Annotated in this window: 13 protein-coding genes; 10 read left to right on the forward strand and 3 right to left on the reverse strand. The window is 56.3% G+C overall.

The features are described 5' to 3' along the window. Positions 1–68 precede the first annotated feature (68 nt). The 4 genes from ONV78_RS07500 (at position 69) to arsJ (ending at position 3,276) form a co-directional block, all read left to right on the forward strand. Positions 69–416, forward strand: coding sequence for a metalloregulator ArsR/SmtB family transcription factor (locus ONV78_RS07500; protein ID WP_279502286.1), 348 nt, complete (start codon positions 69–71; stop codon positions 414–416). A 67-nt stretch (positions 417–483) separates the two neighbouring features. Next, positions 484–954 (forward strand): ArsI/CadI family heavy metal resistance metalloenzyme, encoded by a 471-nt coding sequence (locus tag ONV78_RS07505; RefSeq protein ID WP_279502288.1) that lies wholly within the window; start codon positions 484–486, stop codon positions 952–954. A gap of 53 nt (positions 955–1,007) precedes the next feature. Then, positions 1,008–2,009: an ArsJ-associated glyceraldehyde-3-phosphate dehydrogenase gene (locus ONV78_RS07510; protein ID WP_279502290.1), complete on the forward strand. Its 1,002-nt coding sequence runs from the start codon at positions 1,008–1,010 to the stop codon at positions 2,007–2,009. A gap of 25 nt (positions 2,010–2,034) precedes the next feature. Beyond that, positions 2,035–3,276, forward strand: coding sequence for an organoarsenical effux MFS transporter ArsJ (arsJ, locus tag ONV78_RS07515; RefSeq protein WP_279502291.1), 1,242 nt, complete (start codon positions 2,035–2,037; stop codon positions 3,274–3,276). On the opposite strand, the gene ONV78_RS07520 is transcribed toward arsJ, so the two are convergent. Together ONV78_RS07520 and ONV78_RS07525 are read right to left on the reverse strand one after the other, a co-directional pair. Further along, the gene (locus ONV78_RS07520) at positions 3,277–3,696 is read right to left on the reverse strand and encodes a hypothetical protein (RefSeq protein ID WP_279502293.1); all 420 of its coding nucleotides are present in this window, start codon (positions 3,694–3,696) and stop codon (positions 3,277–3,279) included. An 86-nt stretch (positions 3,697–3,782) separates the two neighbouring features. Beyond that, a complete protein-coding gene (locus tag ONV78_RS07525; RefSeq protein ID WP_279502295.1) occupies positions 3,783–5,765 on the reverse strand; it encodes a methyl-accepting chemotaxis protein in 1,983 nt (660 codons plus the stop codon). A gap of 299 nt (positions 5,766–6,064) precedes the next feature. On the opposite strand from ONV78_RS07525, the gene ONV78_RS07530 reads away from it, so the two are divergent. After that, positions 6,065–8,149, forward strand: a complete 2,085-nt coding sequence (locus tag ONV78_RS07530; protein WP_279502297.1) for a cache domain-containing protein — start codon at positions 6,065–6,067, stop codon at positions 8,147–8,149. Positions 8,150–8,339: 190 nt separating this feature from the next. Here the strand turns inward: ONV78_RS07530 and ONV78_RS07535 are convergent, their stop codons facing one another. Then, a complete protein-coding gene (locus ONV78_RS07535) occupies positions 8,340–8,708 on the reverse strand; it encodes a DUF6713 family protein (RefSeq protein WP_279502299.1) in 369 nt (122 codons plus the stop codon). A gap of 215 nt (positions 8,709–8,923) precedes the next feature. Between ONV78_RS07535 and rluA the strand changes: the two genes are divergently transcribed. The 5 genes from rluA (at position 8,924) to ONV78_RS07560 (ending at position 16,645) form a co-directional block, all read left to right on the forward strand. Next, on the forward strand, positions 8,924–9,586 hold the full coding sequence (gene rluA / locus ONV78_RS07540; RefSeq protein ID WP_216737125.1) for a bifunctional tRNA pseudouridine(32) synthase/23S rRNA pseudouridine(746) synthase RluA: 663 nt from the start codon (positions 8,924–8,926) through the stop codon (positions 9,584–9,586). A gap of 171 nt (positions 9,587–9,757) precedes the next feature. Next, on the forward strand, positions 9,758–11,488 hold the full coding sequence (gene dauA, locus ONV78_RS07545) for a C4-dicarboxylic acid transporter DauA (RefSeq protein WP_279502302.1): 1,731 nt from the start codon (positions 9,758–9,760) through the stop codon (positions 11,486–11,488). 260 nt (positions 11,489–11,748) lie between these two features. Then, entirely contained in the window at positions 11,749–12,696 is a 948-nt protein-coding gene (locus tag ONV78_RS07550; RefSeq protein ID WP_279502304.1) for an ABC transporter ATP-binding protein, read from the forward strand. After that, positions 12,686–15,622, forward strand: coding sequence for a Gldg family protein (locus ONV78_RS07555; protein WP_279502306.1), 2,937 nt, complete (start codon positions 12,686–12,688; stop codon positions 15,620–15,622). The genes ONV78_RS07550 and ONV78_RS07555 overlap by 11 nt, the downstream gene beginning before the upstream one ends. Positions 15,623–15,625: 3 nt before the next feature. Next, the gene (locus tag ONV78_RS07560) at positions 15,626–16,645 is read left to right on the forward strand and encodes a DUF4340 domain-containing protein (protein WP_279502310.1); all 1,020 of its coding nucleotides are present in this window, start codon (positions 15,626–15,628) and stop codon (positions 16,643–16,645) included. Positions 16,646–16,655 lie beyond the last annotated feature (10 nt).

The following is a 16,655-nucleotide window of genomic DNA, read 5'->3' on the forward strand; positions in this document are numbered from 1 at the left end:
TCATTGGCGTTGACACATATGAAATTTCATATATATGATATTCCGCATATACGAAACAGGAAATTGTCATGTCTCCCGTCTCATTCTTTAAGTGTCTGGCGGATGAAACCCGCTTGCGCCTGATGCTGCTGATACAAAGCGAAGGCGAGTTATGCGTGTGTGAGTTGACTCACGCCTTACAGGAAATTCAACCGAAGATCTCTCGTCATCTGGCGCAACTCCGCAAGTCCGGCCTGCTGCTGGACAGCAAGCGCGGGCAGTGGGTCTACTATCGACTGAATCCAACCCTGCCCTACTGGATAAAAGCCACCCTGGAACATACCGCTTCAGGTAATGAGGCGTTTATGCAGGAGGTCAGGCGCAGACTCGCTGACATGTGCGCAAGGCCCGGCGTCAGTTCCGCCTGCTGCGACTAACGCCCGTTACTATTCAGACAAGCATATGTTTTTCTATATATGATTTTACATACATAAGGAGAGCGACATGAAACGACTGCATGTACACCTGAGCGTCGAAGACCTGCAAGCCAGCGTCCGCTTTTATTCGCGCCTGTTCGCGGCTGAACCCACTATCCTTAAAGACGACTACGCAAAATGGAAACTGGATGATCCCCGGGTCAACTTCGCCATATCCAATCGTTCCGCCAAACAGGGGTTAGACCACTTGGGCATCCAGGTGGAGAGCGAAGCTGAGCTTGATCAGGTGCGACAGTTAATGGAAGACGCAGATCGCCCCATGACGGAGGAAGAAGGCGCCGCTTGTTGCTACGCCCGCTCCAACAAACACTGGACCATCGACCCAGACGGCGTCGCCTGGGAAGCTTTTCATAGTCTGGAAGACATTCCCACCTATGGCGACGCAAGCGCCGCCAAGCAGGAAGCGGTGGCTACATCAGCGCAAAAAAGCTGCTGCGCCAGTACGATAAAACCCGACAGCGCCCGTTCCTGCTGCTAAAGTCTGCAGACATCGCCATACCGCTGGATAAACAACACAAACAGGAGTTGGTTATGACAATAAAAATCGGCATCAACGGCTTTGGCCGTATTGGTCGTCTGGCGCTTCGGGCCGCCTGGGATTGGCCCGAGGTGGAGTTTGTAAGGATCAATAACCCCGCCGGCAATGCGGCGACCCACGCCCACCTGCTGAATTTTGATTCCGTCCACGGCCGCTGGGCGCACGAAGCCGTAGCGAGCAATGACGGTATCGACATCAACGGCAAGCACATTGCTCTCAGTGCGGAAAAAGCCATTCCCGGCGCAGACTGGTCCGAGTGCGACGTTGTGATCGAAGCCTCCGGCAAGATGCGCAAGAAAGAGTTACTGCAGGCCTACTTTGCTCAGGGCGTCAAACGCGTCGTGGTTACTGCGCCGGTAAAAGAAGAAGGCGTCTTGAATGTGGTGATGGGCGTCAATGATCACTGTTTCATTCCGCAAGCGCATCGCATCGTCACCGCCGCATCCTGCACCACCAATTGCCTGGCCCCCGTGGTGAAAGTCATTCATGAAAACCTGCATTTACGCCATGGCTCCATCACCACCATTCACGACATCACCAATACGCAGACTATTCTCGACGCCGCTCACAAGGACCTGCGACGCGCCCGGGCTTGCGGCATGAGCCTGATTCCAACCACCACCGGCTCCGCCACCGCCATCACGGAAATTTTTCCCGAGCTGTCGGGTCGCCTCAATGGACACGCCATTCGCGTCCCGCTGGCCAATGCATCAATCACTGACTGCGTATTCGAAGTAGAAAAGCCCACCACAGTGGAAGAAGTGAATGCGCTGTTTAAAAAGGCGGCGGAGAGCGAACTGAAAGGCATCCTCGGTTATGAGGAGCGCCCGCTGGTGTCCATTGATTACCGCACCGACCCTCGCTCCAGCATCATCGACGCCTTATCCACCATGGTGGTGAACGAGACGCAAGTGAAAGTCTATGCGTGGTATGACAATGAATGGGCTTACGCCAACCGCACGGTAGAGCTGGCGCGCATGGTCGGCGCCGCATAGCGGGACATTGGGAGCGGAAGTCGTTATGTCCGTCATCGCCAGCCTGTCGCCGCAGGTGCGTCAATATTTATTGATCACCGGCAATTACTGGGCGTTCACTCTGACCGACGGCGCGCTGCGGATGCTGGTGGTGCTGCATTTTCACCAGCTCGGTTATGCGCCTCTGGACATCGCGCTGCTGTTTCTCTTTTATGAGTTTTTCGGCGTCGTCACCAACCTGTTCGGCGGTTGGCTCGGCGCCCGCATCGGCCTTAACCGCACCATGAATCTAGGGTTGGCGTTACAGGTCATCGCCCTGGCCATGCTGACGGTTCCGTCTTCCTGGTTAAGCATTCCCTGGGTAATGAGCGCCCAGGCTCTGTCCGGCGTCGCCAAAGACCTCAATAAGATGAGCGCAAAAAGCGCGATCAAGCTGCTGGTTCCCGCCAACGCCCAAGGCAAACTCTACAAGTGGGTGGCGCTGCTGACTGGCTCCAAAAATGCGTTGAAAGGCGTCGGATTTTTTCTTGGCGGCGCCCTGCTGGCGCTGGCCGGATTTCGTGGGTCCGTGGCGGGCATGGCGATAGCGATCATGGTGATCTGGATCGCCAGTCTGTATTGGCTGAAGCAGGACATGGGCAAAGCGAAGAACAAACCCAAGTTCAAGGATATTTTTTCGCAAAGCCGAGCGGTCAATATTCTGTCCGCAGCGCGCTTGTTTCTGTTTGCCTCCCGAGATGTGTGGTTTGTGGTCGCCCTGCCCGTCTTTCTCAGCGAGCAACTGGGATGGGATTTCTGGGGAGTGGGCGGTTTTCTCGCCGCCTGGATTATCGGTTACGGCGTCATACAGTCCATCGCCCCCAGGCTGACCGCAGGCGCAACGCCTGACGGCGTCAACGCAACCGTCTGGGCCGCTGCGTTGGCGGCGACGCCTGCGGTTATCGCCGCCGGTCTGTACTTGCAGTTTCCACCCGGTCCAACCATCGTCGCTGGTCTGCTGGCGTTCGGCGCCGTCTTCGCCGTCAACTCCTCGCTGCACAGCTATCTGATCGTCAGCTACGCCAAAGAAGACGGCGTCTCCCTCGATGTCGGTTTCTACTACATGGCCAACGCCCTGGGACGCCTATGTGGAACCCTCCTGTCAGGCTGGCTGTTCCAAACCGCCGGACTGGCCGCCTGCCTGTGGACCTCCGCTGGATTTATCGCGACGACTGCGGTGATATCACTGTGGTTACCGCGACATAAATCCTATAAGACGGACAACGCGGGTTCGGGCGTATCGGAGTGATCAGTCCTCCATGCCCAGCCAAAATTTGAAAACATCCAGGCTGATTCTTTCTCTTTCTGTCAGTTCCGTCGCAGCCAGTTCATTCACGACCATCACAACGCGTTCTATGCCGCAGAGCAAGACTAGGTATAGCGGCAGCTCTTGCACACAGATGTAGTAGGTCGCCAAGCAGTCTTTTATCACCCGTCGCAGATCTAAGTGCAACCGGGGGTATAGCTTATACAGCAGCCTGCCAGCCAGTTCTTGCCGATTTTTGTAATTGCTGTCGTCGGATAGAAACAGGCTGTACAAACCATTAAATAACTCGGAAGGATCGCATGGCGTCAGCTGCGACCGCAGTTCTTTTATTAATAGGCGATTGGTGTAGCCTCTGGCGTCGGCGGATTGAATAATCAGCTGGCGGATTTCGTCTTGATTCATTGCCTGTCGCGTATAGTTGAGTGCTTATGACGCCGCCACGAGGCTTGTGTTCAGAACCTGTGACAACAGAGCGGGCAATATACCCGCTACAAGCTCAACTTATCCACCAGTTGCTGCAATTGCCCGCTGATGGCGACCAGTTGTTCGCTGCAGCGTTCGCCTTCTTCGGCGGCGCGGCGGCTTTCATCGCTGAGGCCGGAGATTTTCTGGATGTGCTGGTTGACGCTGTCCGTCACTGTGGATTGTTGTTCAGTGGCGGAGGCGATAACGGTGCTCATTTGATAAATTGTGGCGACGGCGATCTCGCCCTCGCGTAACTGTCGGTCGGATAATTGATTTTTCTCCGCCGCAGCGCGAGAGATGGCGTCTTGCCGGGTAATGAGTTCTACCGTCGCATTGGCGCCGCGCATCACTTTCTCGATGATGCTGCGAATTTCGTCGGTGGAACTGGAAGTACGCTGGGCCAGTTGGCGCACTTCATCCGCGACGACAGCGAACCCCCGCCCCATTTCGCCTGCGCGGGCGGCCTCAATCGCCGCATTCAACGCCAAGAGATTCGTCTGCTCGGCGACGCCCTGAATGACCGCCAACACTTTCTCAATATCCTGACTGTCCTTCTGAAGCTGTGCGATAACGGCATTGCTATGACCGATGCTGTCCTGCAGATCATTCATTCCCTGGATCGCCGCCGCCATGGCTTGCTGCCCGGCTTTCACCGTCTCCGTCGCGCGGGAGGCGGAATCAGAAGCGTCCTGAGTGGTCTGCGCAACATCGCGAATGGAGGCGCTCATTTCGTTGACCTCCGTGGCGCACATGGCCGCCAGGTCATTCTGCGCATCGATTTTATCCGTCAACGCGCTGGACAGCGCCTTCATCTGTGCGCTGACCGCCACCACACTGCTGGCTTGATCCGTAATGGTCCGGGCCAGTTGCGACAGATAATCGCGCAACTCGCTGCTGGAGCGGCCCAGACTATCAATTTCCTTCACTCTGGAAGATATCCGCTGTTTATCCGTGAAGTCCCCATTCGCCAGCGCCCTGAGAGAAGGTGTAATCGCTTGGATGCGCCGGGCGATGCGCGCCTGAATGAATGCAAACACTAATGCGAGAATCATTACTGTCGCTACAGAAACGCCCAGGGCCCAATACACCGACTGCACAATGCGTTCGCGCTGAGCGTCGATAACCGCGCGAACGTCGCTGATCGCCGAGGTTAGCGCGGTCAGCAGCTGTTCCGCCCGCACATGCGAGTTATGGATGTTCTCAATGATCTGACGGGTGTTATCCAACTCTCGCAGATAGCGTCCGGACAAACTTTGCAGCTCACTGCGATAGTCCTCCACCAGATCGTATTGCTCAGCATCCGACCCGCTCTCGCCCGTCAGCATACTGAGAAAGTCGTCTGCTTCCTTCTCACTCATCACGCCAAGGGGCTCCAGTCCCGCGAGCGCAGCGATGTTATCCACCAGTTGGCGATGGCTGTTGGTGACCGTCTCATACAGACTGGCGTCAGAAGTTCTGAAGTAGTTTTCGCGCTTTTCGCTCAGCCCCAACAGGCTTTCATAGGCGGCGGCGATCTTGACGAAGTATTCCCCCGCCGCCTCCGGCTTCTCTTCCATGCCCTTTCGGGCGTATCCGGACAGCAGTGACAGTTGATCGGAAATCTCCCGCTCATTCTGTTGCAGTAATTGCTGGGTATTGCCGGAAAGCTTGCCCGAGGCTCGCAGATCCGTGCGCATGAATTCGGACAACGTCTGCAGCGGCGCCGCAATCGCCGTCTGGATATCCGGAGGGAACTGCGCCAGCTTTACCTCATTTAGCTCGCGGACCGTGCCTTCCATAGCGGTCAGCAGCGTCGCCTCCCCCGTGGAGAGATAACCGTTGAGTTGTCCCGCCAGGGTTTCGTTTACCGTGGCGCGGGTATCCTGGTAGGCCAGATTCAGTTGCTCAGGCAAAGACAGCCGATACATGCTGAAAGCCAGCACGCCAGCCATCGCCAGCAACACCACCATTAACACAAAGGTGTTCAGTCTACTGATGAAAAGTATGGAAAATTGACGACCAGGCAAAACAACGACCCTATGAGCAATCACAAGATAAGACCGCTTTACTGAAGTTTCATCTGTCACATGAACCTTCAAAATCGCGGCGTGTTGGAAAGAAATAATAGTACAAGCAAGCCTATATCAACATACAAACGGATTATGACAAAAGGATTACAAACACCCTTAATCCTGCCATTGCAGGCGACTTCCGAGTCATAGAACAGCTCGCCATTACCCGCTTGCAACCGCAGCGTCCAATTGAATTGCGTCCGGGTTGACCTAGACTTTTAAACACACTCAAGGAACCCGAGAAGGTCGCTCTAATGCTGAATACGATCTCCGTGCGCCAAAAGATGTACGCTCTTATTGCAGTCGCCATTGCAGGCACGCTCATCCTGTTGATTCTGGCGCTTTACACTCACTACAAAACGCTGGAAGAAGCCCGTAAAAAAGAACTCCGCCATCTGGTGGAAAGCGGGTATTCCATCATTGAGAGCCACTACCAGTCTTTCCAAAATGGCGTACTCACAGAAACCGAAGCGAAGTCCCGAGCTCTGGAAGACATCTCCAAACTGCGCTACGACAATGGCAACTACTTCTGGGTGAATGACTACCACCCCCATGTGGTGATGCACCCCATCAAACCTGAACTGAACGGCAAAGACGCCACGGGAATCAAAGATCCCAACGGCAAAGCCCTGTTCGTGGCGTTTGCGGAGAAAGTGAAAGCGGACGGAGAAGGTGTGGTTGACTATTTCTGGCCCAAACCCGGTTTCGACAAACCCGTGGAAAAATTCTCCTTTGTGAAGGGATTCGCTCCCTGGCAGTGGGTATTGGGGACCGGCGCCTATGTGAACGATATCAAAGCGGAGTTTCAAAGCAGCCTGATTGCGGGCCTGATCATCGCGCTGGCGATCATCGCTTTGGTCATCGCCTGCTCCCTGGTGATCATACGCAGCATTAGCCTGCCCCTGTCCCAGATTGAAAAAGTGCTGCTGGACGTAAAAGAGAACGGCGATCTGTCCCGTCGTATCGAGAGCGTGCGAGAAGACGAACTGGGCAGAGTGGCCAACGCCACCAACCACTTGTTCGATCGCTGGCAAAAATTCATCGGAGAGGCGGGGGATTCGGTGAAGAAACTCGGCGACGGCGACTTCAATTCTCCCATCATTTCCGAATACAAAGGCGATATGCAACAGTTGCGCGAGCACATCAATCACTCCATCGCCGTCACCGGGCGTTCCATGGGCCGCATCAACTCCGTCATGGAGGCCATGGCCGCAGGTCGCCTGACCACACTTGAAGAGGACCATCGCACCCAAGGCGAATTTGCGCGCACCCTCACGCTGGTCAATAAAGCCGTGGAGCAGTTCCAGCACACGATTCGCCTCGTACAGGAACGACTTCAGGCGATGCGCGAAGGGGCTTTCGACGACCGTATTGAAGAATCCTTCCCCGGTGACCTCAATCACCTGAAGATAGCGATCAATGACACACTGGAGACGCTGGCCTCCAGCTTCGCCAGGCTGGAAGAAAGTTTCCGCCGTCTGAGCCAGGGTCAGTTGGACCTGAAGACCCGGGACAAGCAACCCGGGCAGTTCGGCGAATTACAGGAACACCTGCGCCGGACCATCAAGTCACTGCATGAGATCGCCATTCAATGCCGCTCCGACAGTAAAAACCTCACCGCCAGCACCGGCGAGGTCTCCAGCGCTTCCAGAGATTTATCCCGCCGCACCGAGGAGCAGGCCTCTGCGATTGAAAGCGCAACGCGTCTGATTGGAGAGCTGCGTGAGGAACTGGACAACACCTCTGAACTGGCCAACGCCACGCGCAATGTCTCCGAAACCGCCGCCAAAGAGGCGCAGCTCGGCCTTAGTGTATCCGCCACCACGCTGGAGGCGATGTCTTCCATCAAGTCATCCAGCGAGAAGATCAACAACATTATCCGGGTTATCAACGACATCGCCTTCCAGACCAATCTGCTGGCGCTGAATGCATCCGTCGAAGCGGCCCGGGCGGGTGAGCAAGGTCGAGGATTCTCAGTGGTGGCGGCGGAGGTGCGCGCCCTGGCGCAGCGTTCCGCGGACGCCGCCAAAGACATCAAAAACCTGATTGAACTGGCGGTGACTGGCGTGGGCAATGGCTCCGATCAGGTTTCTCAAATGGCGGAGCAGTTGAAAACCATCGCCGCAGGCATCGAAGAAGTCAGCGGCAGAATTTCCAGCGTATCGCAATCCAATGCAGTGCAAACCACCCGGATTCGCGACGTGTTCACCCAGCTGGAACAGCTAAAGGATATCACCCATCGCAACGCCTCCATGGCGGACAAAACCGCCGCCACCAGCGAGTCGTTGGTCAATATGGCGGACTCGCTGGATGACAAGCTCAGTTTCTTCAAGACTTAGGGAGTCTCTGAAAAACGTTGGCGAGGCCGTCAGTGCAAGGAAAAAGTCGGCGAAAAAGCGCAGTTTATCGTGAATAAATGAGCATTTTGAGCCGACTTTTGACGCTGCAATGGCGGCCGCAGGTAGTTTTTCAGAGGTTCCTTATTCGGGACGTGGCTTTTCAAATCTAGACATAAGCTGAGCCAGAAAGTCAGCGCTGATGCCTTTCGAATAACCGGGTCTGGAAAAACTGCCAAAGGCCGCTGACCAGACAGCCGATAATCAACGCGATGGACAGCGGCAGCTTGAACTGCGCGTATCCGGCAAGAAAAAAGCCGGCGTGAATCAGGAACGTGAGCATGCCGAGGCCCGCGCAGGCATAAGAAAAAAGAGGCGCGTTGCGTTTTTTCAGCAACACCTGTCGGTATCCGTATAGCAGGATGGGTAACGCCAACATGTTGAAAATCAGATATCCCTGTACGCCTCCCGGAAGTTGAAACATCTCCCACTCCTTCCAGTAAGCGGCGTCAATCTGGTGGAAAATCAACAAACATAAGGTCGTCAGATAACTACGCTCCATGCTCTATCCTCCCGCAACGGTTCCCGTCCCAGTTTTATTTTTATTGGATCTCTTGTTTGCTTTACAGGCTGAACGTCATTAACCAGCGCCGGATAGTGTATGGCCGCCGGCTCGGCGATAACAATACTTGATTGATTTATCCTGCGAACCGCCTTATAACTGCCGAAATCCCGTCCCTGGGAGCTTATTATTCCACTTGGCCAGCCGTTCCGCCTATGCAAGACGATTTCGTTTATTCTCCCCCAACCGAGCCCTGGTTGGAGACGCTGTATGAAGACAAGGACATTATTGTCGTCAACAAACCCAGCGGCATTCTTACCACTCCCGGGCGCGGCGCGCATTTGTATGACAGCGTCTGGAGCCGGGTAAAAGAGAAATATCCCTTATCTCATGTGGTGCATCGACTGGATCTGGCGACCTCCGGCGTGCTGGTGCTGGCCCTGAGGCGCAATGCGGAAAAAGAGCTGAAACGGCAGTTCATGGAACGCGAAGTGCGCAAAACCTATATCGCCAAAGTCTGGGGCGTGATCAAGGAAGACCAGGGCGAAGTGGATCTGCCGCTGATCTGCGACTGGCCCAACCGTCCTAAACAGAAAGTCTGTTTCGAGCACGGCAAACCGGCGGTGACCGGTTATCGCGTGTTATCGCGGGAAGATAACGCCACCCTGGTGGAGCTCTACCCGGTTACTGGCCGCTCGCACCAACTGCGCGTGCATATGCTGTCCCTTGGCCATCCCATTCTCGGCGACCGTTTCTATGCGTCTCCGGAAGCGCTGGCCGCCAGCGACCGCCTGTTGCTGCACGCGCAATCCCTGAGCTTTAAACATCCCTATTCTGGCGAGGACATGACTTTCCAGGTTCCTGCCGATTTCGCCTGAAGCTTCTGATAACAATTCACGCTCCAGCCGATACAAAATATATTTAAAATCAATCACATAACAATTTCATCCTCGCGCCATGCTAAACTAAGGGCGCGCCGGGCTGCGTCCCGCCATGACGGCGGGTCAGTCTGGCGCCGAGCCCCTTAACCTCACATCTTCGGAGTCCATATGCCACATCGCGCGCATTTGCGTTCGGTACGTCTGGCTAGCGCCTTTGTCGATAGCTGCATCAAAGAACCCTATAACCTCCATCGCTTTCGCAAGGATCTGATCGCCGGCGTGACCGTGGGCATTATCGCCATCCCCCTGGCCATGGCGCTGGCTATCGCCAGTGGCGTGCCGCCGCAACACGGCCTTTACACCGCCATGATCGCCGGGTTCCTGATTGCGCTGACCGGCGGCTCCCGTCTGAGCATATCCGGCCCCACCGCCGCGTTTGTGGTGATCCTGTTCCCTATCGCCTCGGAATTTGGACTCGCAGGCCTATTGATGGCGACGCTGATGTCCGGCTTCATTCTGGTTGGACTGGCTTTGGCCCGCCTGGGCAGACTGATCGAATACATCCCGGAGCCCGTCACCCTGGGCTTCACGTCCGGCATCGCCATCGTCATCGCCACGTTGCAGGTGAAAGACTTTTTCGGGCTCAGCCTCGCCGAAATGCCGGAAACCTATATTGGCAAAGTCCATGCGTTGGCGCTGGCGCTCCCGACGCTGGACTGGGCGAACATTCTGGTGGCGTCTCTCACCCTGGCGTTACTGATACTGTGGCCGCGCCTGAAGATGCCGGTCCCGGGCCATCTTCCCGCCGTTCTGCTCGGCGTCGCCGTTTCCCTCGCGCTGGCGTCGGCGGGCCATCCCGTAGACACCATCGGCTCTCGTTTTACCTATCCCCTGGCGGACGGCGGCGTGGGGCACGGCATTCCCAGTTTATTTCCGGATTTCACCTGGCCCTGGCTACAACCGGGCCCGGACGGCCAGCCGTTGGCCTGGACCTGGAGCACCTTCGAACGGCTTCTACCGGCGGCGTTTTCCATCGCCATGTTGGGCGCCATTGAGTCGCTGCTGTGCGCCGTGGTTCTGGACGGCATGACCGGGCGTCGCCATCAGGCTAACGGCGAGTTGCTCGGCCAGGGCATCGGCAATCTGGTGGTTCCCTTTTTCGGCGGCATCACGGCGACTGCCGCCATCGCGCGCTCTACCGCCAACTACCGTTCCGGCGCAGAGTCCCCGGTCTCCGGCATGGTGCACGCGGCCGTGGTTCTGGCGGGTTTGATCGCCCTGGGCCCTTTGCTCGCCTATCTGCCAATGGCTTCCATGGCGGCGTTATTATTAATGGTGGCCTGGAACATGAGCGAAGCGCATAAAGTTGTCGCGCTGATCAAGAAGGCCCCCACCGGCGATATTCTGGTATTGATGACCTGCCTCACGCTCACCGTGCTGTTCGATATGGTGTTGGCGATCTCCGCCGGCATCGTCATGGCGGCGTTGCTGTTCATGCGTGATATATCAATGATGACCAAGGTCTCCGATATCTCCAGCCACCCCAAGCTGATCTCCACGCCACTGCCGGACAATTGGGCGGTGTACAAGATCAATGGCCCCTTATTTTTCGCCGCGGCCGACAGGGTATTTTCCGAGCTGGACATGCTGACGGAAACGAAACAGGGGCTGATTCTGTACATGGACGCAGTGTCCCTGCTGGACGCCGGCGGGCTTTCCGCCTTTAACAAGTTCGTCCAGTCGCGCCACCAACGTGGATGCCAACTCATCCTGGCGGACTTGCAGTTTCAACCTTTGCGCACCCTGGCCAAAGCCAACGTCAAACCCATCGAGGGCGCTCTGCGCTTCGCCCCTACCCTCAGCGACGCCTTGCAATTAATTAATAATCCCTCCACCTGACTCCTGCTTCTTGTGCGCCGGGACTTCCCGGCGTTCGCCCCAGACGCGACAAGTGGTTAAATTTCATTAATTTTGCTCGGTCGCGGTATTTTTTTCTTATATTTAAGCCCCTATTTTTATCGCGCCCGGGAATCGGGCTTATTGGCGTTTCGACATTGAAAAGTCAAAAGCCCACGCCCCCCGGAATCATCTCGGCGCAATGCCGAAACATAACCAATAAGCATTATTCGTTGTAAATGTCAGAAGGGAGACATGATTCCATGATCAATGTCCAGAACCTCAGTCGTCATTACGGCGACTTCACCGCCGTCAATAACGTGAGTTTTAATATCGAAAGCGGCCGCATCGTCGGCTTACTTGGCCATAACGGCGCCGGCAAAACCACCATCATGAAAATGCTGATGGGCTATCTTGAGCCTTCGTCAGGCGACATCCGCATCGACGGCAAAGACCTGCGCGAGCACTCACTCGCACTGCGCGCCAATATGGGATACCTGCCGGAGAATCCACCCACTTACCCGGAAATGACGGTGGTGGATTATCTGGACTACGCCGCGCAACTCAGAGGAACCCCTGCGGACAAGCGCCGCCAGGCGGTGATAGACGCCGTCGCCCGCACCGATTTACGGGATAAGGCGCTCAACCCCATCAGCACCTTATCCCGGGGATACCGGCAAAGAGTCGGCGTCGCCCAAGCCATCATCAACCGCCCCAAAATCCTTATCCTCGACGAACCCACCAACGGCCTTGACCCTTCGCAGATACAGCACATGCGCGACCTCATCACATCATTGCGCAGCCACTCCACCGTGATACTGTCCACGCACATCATGCAAGAGGTGAGCGCCATGTGCGACCGCGTGCTGATGATCCGTCACGGCGAACTGGCGCTGGATTCTTCTCTGGCGGACCTGCAAAAATCGCAACGTCTCTTGCTGCGCAGCAGTTCAGGCCAGGCGCAGATCAAGAGCGCACTGACGGATCTGGGCGCCTTGCGGGACATCCAGCCCATCGCTACTGATGGCGGCACGTCCACTTACGCGCTCAATACGTCTCTATCGCAGGTGGACGAAAGCTTTGTGTCCGATGTCGCGCGCAAACTCATCAACGCCAATGTGCCTATCCTGGCGCTGCACCCGGAAGTGCGCGACCTGGAAACCGTGTTCAAGGAAGTGAATCAAGTTGCGGAGGTTCCCTATGCTGCCTGAAAAAAGCGTATTACGGATGGCCGGTAAGGAAGTCTCTCAGTTCTTCTCTTCGCCGGTGGCGTTTGTTTTCCTGGCCGCTTTTCTGGCGGTTAACCTGTTTATTTTCTTCTGGGTGGAAGCCTTCTTCGCCCGCAACATCGCGGACGTGCGCCCCTTGTTTGAATGGATGCCGCTGTTGCTGATCTTCCTGGTCGCGGCGCTGACCATGCGCATGTGGAGCGATGAGAAGCGCATGGGCACCATCGAGTTTTTGATGACGTTGCCGGTGACGCCATTGCAGTTGGTGCTGGGCAAATTTATCGCCTGCTTCATTCTGTTGCTCATCGCCCTGGCGCTGACGCTGCCTATCCCCTTCACCGTGTCTTATCTTGGTCATTTGGATTGGGGTCCGGTTATCGGCGCTTATGTGGCCACGCTGTGTCTCGGCGCCGCCTACCTCGCCATTGGCCTGTATGTCAGCGCCAAAAATGAGTCGCAAATCGTCAGTCTGATCGTCACGGTGCTGGTTTGCTCGCTGTTGTATCTGTTGGGCTCAGACACCCTGGTGGATCTGTTTGGATACTCAACGGGCGAAGTCCTCAAGCAACTGGGCACCGGCTCCCGCTTTGAATCCATCACCCGCGGCATCATTGACGTGCGCGATCTCTATTACTACCTGAGTCTGGTCGGCGTATTCCTGGCGCTGAACGTGCTGGCGCTGGAGAAACAGCGTTGGTCCAGCAGCCATGGCGCGCGCTCTAACCATCGCGCCTGGTACGCCGTCTCCGGCCTGATGATCGCCAACCTGTTCGCCGCCAATCTGTGGCTGAGCGAAGTCAAAACACTGCGCGCGGATCTCACCGACGGCAATTTGTACTCCATTAATGACGCCACCCGCGACTACCTGAATCAATTACAGGAACCGCTGTTGATTCGCGGCTACTTCTCCGCCAAAACCCACCCTCTGCTGGCGCCTTTGGTTCCCCAGCTGCGGAATCTGATCAAGGAATATGAGGTGGCCGGCGGCGATAAAGTGCGCGTGGAGTTCGTCGATCCGCAAAGCAATCCCGAACTGGAAGACGAAGCCAACAACAAATACAGCATCCGCCCGGTGCCTTTCCAGGTGTCTGACAAGTATCAAGCGTCGTTGGTGAACTCCTATTTCAACGTGCTGATAAGCTACGGCGATCAATTCGAAGTATTGGGCTTCCGCGACCTGATCGAAGTGAAGGATCGCAACGAGTCGGATCTGGACGTGCGCCTGCGCAATCCGGAATACGACATCACCAAAGCCATCAAGAAAGTGCTGTACGCCTATCAGAGCCAGGGCGACCTGTTCGCCACCATTAACACCCCGGTAAAACTGAACGGCTACGTCTCTTCCACCCAGCAACTGCCGAAAGAACTGCAAACGTTGGCGCAGGAGCTGAATGACGTGCTGGCGGAAATCAAACAGGAATCCAGCGGCAAATTCAGCTATGAACTGCAGGACCCGAACGCAGGCGACGGCTCTCTGGCGCAGAAGATTCAGCAGGATTTCGGCATGCAACCGATGGCCACCAGTCTGCTGTCCAATGACCGTTTCTATTTCTACCTGTTGATGAACGACAGCAAACAATACGTGCAGATCGCCCTGCCCGACTCTCTCGACAAAGACGGTCTCAAGCGTAATATTGAAAGCGGCCTGAAACGCTTCTCGGCGGGCTTCACCAAAACGCTGGCGCTGGTGGTTCCAGAAAGCGACGCCAACCCTTACATGCAGCAGCTCGGTCAGCAAACCTCGCCCAGCTTTAAAACGTTGCGTGACAAGCTGATGGAAACGATGACGGTTAAAACCGTCGACCTGAAAGACGGTCTGGTTCCTGAAGACGCGGATATCCTCATGCTGGCGGCGCCGGAGTCCCTGTCCGACAAGCAACTGTTCGCCGTTGACCAGTTCCTCATGAAAGGCGGCACGGTCCTGTTGTCCACTTCGCCCTATCAAACCCGCATGACCTCCAACTCCCTCACGGCGGGCAAACATACCTCCGGGCTGGAGACATGGCTGCAGAATTACGGGATCAACCTCGCGCAGTCCATGGTGCTGGACCCACAGAACGCCAGCTTCCCCATTCCGGTCACGCGTAATGTGGGCGGCATGTCGTTCCGGGAGATACGTCTGCTGGATTACCCCTATTTCGCTGACATTCGCGATACCGGCATGAATCAGGATTCCGCGATCACGTCCGGTCTGCCTAACGTCACCATGAGCTGGGCTTCCCCCATTGAGCTGGATAAGGAAAAAACCAAATCGCTGCAGATCACGGAACTGCTGCACTCTTCGCCGCAATCCTGGGTCTCCGACAAGTTGGACGTAACGCCCCGGGTTTCCTCCGACGGCCGCGTCAGCCCCTGGACCAGCGAAGGCGAACCCGAGTCCTATCTGGTGGGCGTCGCTTTGGAAGGGCGTTTCGAGTCCTCGTTCAAAGGCAAGGAGTCGCCTCTGTTGGGCAAAGCCGACGACGCGCAAAAAGCGGATCAGACTTCCACTGACGGCGATAAGGCCGGCCAGAAGGAAGACAAAGCAGAGAAAACGCATTTCGGCGGCGTTATCGATAAATCGCCGGAGTCCGCGCGCATCATTCTGTTCTCCTCTAACGAGTTCCTGAATGATCAGACCATCAGCCTGATCAGCTCCACAGAACGGGCGCCTTATCTCAACTCCATGCAACTGGTGCAAAACGCCGTGGATTGGTCGCTGGAAGATCGCAGCCTGCTGCAAATCCGCTCACGCAGCCATTTCGCCAACACGCTCTACCCGATGAGCGCAGAGCGCCAGCAGTTCTGGGAATATCTGAACTACGGTCTGGCGATCGCTGGACTGGCGTTGTTGTACGCATTGTTCCGCTTATGGTTCAACCGTCGGCAGAGCTATTACGCCGGCATGCTGGAATTAGGGAGGGCTTGATAGATGAACGCCAAGTGGACCAAATTACTCTCCATCGCGCTGGCGGCGCAGGCGGCGCTTATCGTCGCCCTGCATTGGCCTGGCTCGCAGCCGGCCTACACCCACACCGATCAGGCGCTGCTCGACCTGGAGTCCAGGCAGCCTGACGCCATTCATATCTACGGCGAAGAAACGGCGAAGGTCGACCTGAAAAAAGACCAAGACGGCTGGGTAGTGGCCAGTTACTACAACCTGCCTGTCGCCAACGGCAAAGTGGACGCCATGCTCACCAAGCTGAAAGAGCTTAAGGCCAGTTGGCCGGTGGCCACCAGCGCTTCAGGGGCCAAGCGCTTTGAAGTCGCCGAGGATAAGTTCCAACGCAAACTGGAGCTGGCCCAGGGCGACAATACGCTGGCCACGCTCTATCTGGGCACGTCCCCGGGATATCGCAAAGTGCACGCGCGCCTGAATGAGCAGGACGCCGTGTTCGCGGTCAATTACGCCACCCATGAGCTTCCCATGGCCGGTAAAGACTGGGTGGACAACAAGCTGACCGCCGTGCCCGAAGAAAGCATCAATCAGGTCAAGATCAAGGATATCGTGCTGAATAAGAACGGCGATAAATGGGATCTGGAAGGCCTGCAGAGCGACGAAGTCACCAATGAGGAAGCCGCTCACAAACTGCTGGCGTCCCTGGCGGACATGCGCTTCGAGGATGTGCTGGGCGCGGAAGTGAAGCCGGAATATAACCTGAGCGAACCCAAGCTTCGCTTTACACTGCAGTTAAAAGAGAAGAACGCCCAGGGGGAACAGTCTCTTGAGCTGAATTTCGGCAAACCGGCGGAAGGCGACTATTACATCCTCACTCGCTCTGATCGCCCGCAAGTGTTCAAGATCGACGCCAGTCATGTCGACTCACTGCTGGATCTGGAGCGCGCCCGTTTCGTCAGCGCGGCCCCGGTGACCGAGCCGGAACAAAGTGAAGTCAACCTGGGGCAACAAGGCGACGCTAGGGAGACGACGGAAGCGCCCGCCTCTTCCTGATCAGCAAGCT

The sequence above is a fragment of the Hahella sp. CR1 genome, assembly GCF_029813005.1.
Lineage (GTDB): Bacteria > Pseudomonadota > Gammaproteobacteria > Pseudomonadales > Oleiphilaceae > Hahella.

Excerpts from the sequence above, each read along its gene's own strand:
- ONV78_RS07520 (WP_279502293.1), bottom strand. The coding sequence starts at position 3,696 with ATGAATCAAGACGAAATCCGCCAGCTGATTATTCAATCCGCCGACGCC.
- ONV78_RS07560 (WP_279502310.1), top strand. The coding sequence starts at position 15,626 with ATGAACGCCAAGTGGACCAAATTACTCTCCATCGCGCTGGCGGCGCAG.
- dauA (WP_279502302.1), top strand. The coding sequence starts at position 9,758 with ATGCCACATCGCGCGCATTTGCGTTCGGTACGTCTGGCTAGCGCCTTT.
- ONV78_RS07530 (WP_279502297.1), top strand. The coding sequence starts at position 6,065 with ATGCTGAATACGATCTCCGTGCGCCAAAAGATGTACGCTCTTATTGCA.
- ONV78_RS07550 (WP_279502304.1), top strand. The coding sequence starts at position 11,749 with ATGATCAATGTCCAGAACCTCAGTCGTCATTACGGCGACTTCACCGCC.
- ONV78_RS07535 (WP_279502299.1), bottom strand. The coding sequence starts at position 8,708 with ATGGAGCGTAGTTATCTGACGACCTTATGTTTGTTGATTTTCCACCAG.
- ONV78_RS07505 (WP_279502288.1), top strand. The coding sequence starts at position 484 with ATGAAACGACTGCATGTACACCTGAGCGTCGAAGACCTGCAAGCCAGC.
- rluA (WP_216737125.1), top strand. The coding sequence starts at position 8,924 with ATGCAAGACGATTTCGTTTATTCTCCCCCAACCGAGCCCTGGTTGGAG.
- ONV78_RS07510 (WP_279502290.1), top strand. The coding sequence starts at position 1,008 with ATGACAATAAAAATCGGCATCAACGGCTTTGGCCGTATTGGTCGTCTG.
- ONV78_RS07555 (WP_279502306.1), top strand. The coding sequence starts at position 12,686 with ATGCTGCCTGAAAAAAGCGTATTACGGATGGCCGGTAAGGAAGTCTCT.
- arsJ (WP_279502291.1), top strand. The coding sequence starts at position 2,035 with ATGTCCGTCATCGCCAGCCTGTCGCCGCAGGTGCGTCAATATTTATTG.
- ONV78_RS07500 (WP_279502286.1), top strand. The coding sequence starts at position 69 with ATGTCTCCCGTCTCATTCTTTAAGTGTCTGGCGGATGAAACCCGCTTG.